At 53.7% G+C, this 2,260-nt stretch carries 3 protein-coding genes; 2 read left to right on the forward strand and 1 reads right to left on the reverse strand.

Features of this window, described 5'->3' with window-relative positions:
* Window positions 1-187: 187 nt before the first annotated feature.
* Both C1713_RS00785 and C1713_RS00790 read left to right on the forward strand, forming a co-directional pair.
* Window positions 188-925: a thiamine diphosphokinase gene (locus C1713_RS00785; protein WP_009442226.1), complete on the forward strand. Its 738-nt coding sequence runs from the start codon at window positions 188-190 to the stop codon at window positions 923-925.
* A gap of 18 nt (window positions 926-943) precedes the next feature.
* Window positions 944-1,723: a tRNA 2-thiocytidine biosynthesis TtcA family protein gene (locus C1713_RS00790; RefSeq protein WP_061946883.1), complete on the forward strand. Its 780-nt coding sequence runs from the start codon at window positions 944-946 to the stop codon at window positions 1,721-1,723.
* Between the two features lie 3 nt (window positions 1,724-1,726).
* On the opposite strand, the gene C1713_RS00795 is transcribed toward C1713_RS00790, so the two are convergent.
* On the reverse strand, window positions 1,727-2,161 hold the full coding sequence (locus tag C1713_RS00795; RefSeq protein WP_245870885.1) for a type II restriction endonuclease: 435 nt from the start codon (window positions 2,159-2,161) through the stop codon (window positions 1,727-1,729).
* Window positions 2,162-2,260 lie beyond the last annotated feature (99 nt).

Below are 2,260 nucleotides of genomic sequence, written 5' to 3' on the forward strand. Positions count from 1 at the left end.
TCCTGCGCCGCTCTAGTGCTGAGGCTTGCTTGCGCTCGCCCGCCGCTCTCATCGGCGCGACTGTCATAATATAACACACGTCACAACTCCCGTCAACCCCTCTTTTTCGTTTTTTTCGCTTTTCGTCGAAAAAACCGTGTGATATAATCATATTCTATCATAAAACTCGACAAAAGGAACTATTGTCATGCATGAATACAAGCACAATCTCATCCTCCCAGCGCTCCACGCAGCGCTGCCATACCCGCCGTCACAGGAGATCATCTGTATCGGCGGAGGGCGGACACCGACAAAAGATTGGATGGCGCAGCTCGTGCAAAAATCCGAAAAGGGAGGTACCGACCGCTCCATCTGGGCCATTGATCGCGGAGTGAATATCTGCCATACTCTTTTACTCTCCCCGGCACATTTGATCGGCGATAGGGACAGCGCAGCGCATGATGCGTGGGCGTGGGCAGAGGAACACGGCGCACATGTGCATGCCTTCCCGCCCGCAAAGGATTTTACCGATACAGAGCTTGCGCTCAGGATCGCCGCAGAGCTCGTGCCCCGTGCGCTCGTTATCCTGACTGGCGCATTTGGCGGCAGGTTCGACCACCTCATGAGTGCTGCCGCAGTCGCGGCACACGCTGCTCTCCCCTGTATCCTCGCTGATGAGCGTGAGTCACTGTTCTTCCTGCACGGCGACGAATCCTTAACCATCACATGTGACAGTCCTCCGCAGGCGATTTCCCTCCTCCCCTTCACCGAGGAGTGTACAGGCATCACAACAAATGGACTGCGATGGGAGCTGAACGGTGCACAGATACATTCGCACTCTTCCACGACAATCAGCAACGTCCTCGCCGAGAGCAACACAAAGCATCGCTTCTCCGTCACCCTCGGGAGCGGTATTCTCGGAGTCTATCTCTGTCATAAAGAATAAAGGAAGCAACTCGATTCTATGAACATCAACATCCCGCAGACCTATTTCAGCAAGCTCATGCGTGCCGTCGTCGAGTTTGAACTCATCGACAACGGCGACCACATCCTCATCGGTGTCTCCGGCGGCAAGGACAGCATCTTTCTCACCTATGCACTCGCCATCCTGCGCGAACGACTGAAGAAAGACTTCACCATCGCCGCATTCACCGTCAACCCACAGTTCGACGATCCCTTTGACACCGATGCGATTGCGGCGTTCTGCAAAAGCCTCGGCGTTCCGTACGAGGTCGTTGACGTTGACATTGCTGGGGCAATCGCAGAGCAGGAGGAAAAAAGCCCCTGCTTTACCTGTGCCTTCTTCCGCCGCGGTGCGGTCAACCGCTACGCAAAGGAACATCACATGAACAAGGTCGCCTACGCCCACCATCATGATGATGCAGTGGAGACCTTTCTCATGAGTCTGTTCTACTCAGGACAGCTCAACACCTTCCGTCCCAAGACCTACCTCGACAAGACGGGCATCACCGTCATTCGCCCGCTCGTCTACTTCCGTGAGCAGGAGATCATCGATGCTATTCCCCTGCACGGCTTCACCCCCATCCCATCGCCCTGTCCGCACAACGGCAATACCACACGGCAGGCCGTCAAGGAACTCATCGCACACCTCAGTGCGGAGAATCCAAACCTCTACAACCACCTCGCCGCCGGGATGCGCGAGGGCGCCCTCGGCGAACTCTGGCCTGCAAGCAAAACCCGCAAAGAGATGGAGCACACCTACCGCGCCTTTATGGCAAAATAAGACTCAGCCGAAACACTTTTTCACCAGCTCCGCGAGTTTCCCCTCCTTTGCCGCCTGCGACGCATCTGCCTGAACAAAATTTTTCGTCTCAGACTTCATACTCTCATCAAGCCCCAGAATGTAATTCGTCGCAATGAGATAGATAATGCGCGTTGGTGCCATCCCATAGACCTGATGCTGCAGAATATGCCGAATCCGCTCCGCGTCATTTGGGTATTCTGCTTTTATTTTGTCCGAGTGATAGAGCCGCTTCACAATCTCCGTGATATAGAGCCCCGACTTCATATAGAGATCCGCAAACGTATGCGTCGCATCGTCAAAGCAGCCGGGATTCTCGCACGCGAGTGCATCCACCATCTGCCGCACAACACGGCGCGGCGTAAAGATCTGATTCGTCTTCTGCGGCGGGATCGTAAGTTGTAAAATAAATTGACGCAAAAAGTTCCATTTTGCAAACGGTTCAGTTAAACTTTTAGTCACAACACAAAAAGAAACTGAAAGTGAGACTGCAAAATGGAACAGAATCATTGTACTACA

This window comes from Centipeda felix, assembly GCF_900186465.1.
Classification (GTDB): domain Bacteria; phylum Bacillota; class Negativicutes; order Selenomonadales; family Selenomonadaceae; genus Centipeda; species Centipeda felix.